Below are 1,076 nucleotides of genomic sequence, written 5' to 3'. Positions count from 1 at the left end.
GGATGGAGCAGGTGCTGTGAGTGCTATAGCCGTCACGAGCAATGCGGCGGCAGCAATATTGACCTCCGTTAGGCCGCAGAAAACCGCCAAGTCTCTGATACCCTACTTCAGCCTAGCGGGTCCGCTGTGCGCGATGGTCGGCAAGCCCTCGGACTTCCCTGTCGCGCGCATGGACCGACCTTCGGAACAGGTGCGATGATTCCGCACTCCGCTCCGTGGGTGACCGGGGCCGACAGGCAAGCGGTGGACGAAAGGCTACGCAGCGGAATGATTGCGGCCGGGACGGCCGTGGCCGAGTTCGAGGCGGGCGTCTGCCAGTACGTTCAGGCCGCGGGCGGCGTGGCCACCCCCAGTGGGGCCAATGCGATCAGGGTCGCGCTCGAACTGCTGGGCCTCGGGCGGGGCGACGATGTGATCCTGCCCACCTACGTCTGCGAAAGCGTTATGCAAAGCATCCAGCGCGTCGGAGCAACGCCGGTGTTCGCGGACGTCAACGAGCGCTCGGTATTGGATGTGCGCACCGTCGGGGCTGCGATAACACCGGCCACCAAGGCCATAATCGCTGTGCATGCGTTTGGACACCTATGTGATATCCCGAACCTGAGGTCCTTCGGTGTGCCGGTCATTGAGGATGCCTGTCAGGCCTTCGGCCTTGAGACTCCTTGGGGAATGGCGGGCGCTGTCGGCGACCTCGGGGTCTATTCGTTCCACGCGACCAAATGTTTGACCACGGGAGAGGGCGGAATGCTGGTCGCCGGCGGCATAAGCCTGGCGCTGCTCGTGCGCGCTCGTTTGCCGGAACCGGAGTGCCGGCTGAGCGATCTGCAGGCCAGCCTGGGACTGGCTCAACTGGACCGCTACGAGGAATTCTTGGCGCGGCGTCTGGCGCTGAGGTTGCGCTTGGACGATGCCTTTGCCGACCGACCGCAGTTGGTCGCTCATCTCCCGCCAGCCGCCGCCTTCCTGTTTCGTTATACCATCCGCAGCGAGGCTGGGTTTGAGGCGGCGCAGGCCTTTTTCGGCGCGCGGGGCGTCACGGCAAGGCGAGGCGTAGATAGCCTGTTGCACCGACAAGC

General features: G+C 64.6%; 1 protein-coding gene. It reads left to right on the top strand.

What is annotated here, in order from left to right; translation table 11 throughout:
- Positions 1 to 243: 243 nt before the first annotated feature.
- Positions 244 to 1,076 (top strand): DegT/DnrJ/EryC1/StrS aminotransferase family protein (locus Q7J41_RS10570; protein WP_304887860.1); only part of this gene is annotated, 833 nt, incomplete at its 3' end.

This window comes from Acetobacterium sp., from assembly GCF_030652775.1.
GTDB lineage: Bacteria > Bacillota > Clostridia > Eubacteriales > Eubacteriaceae > Acetobacterium.
Note: the sequence above shows the minus strand (reverse complement) of the source record. Positions and strands in the feature narration are given on the sequence as shown.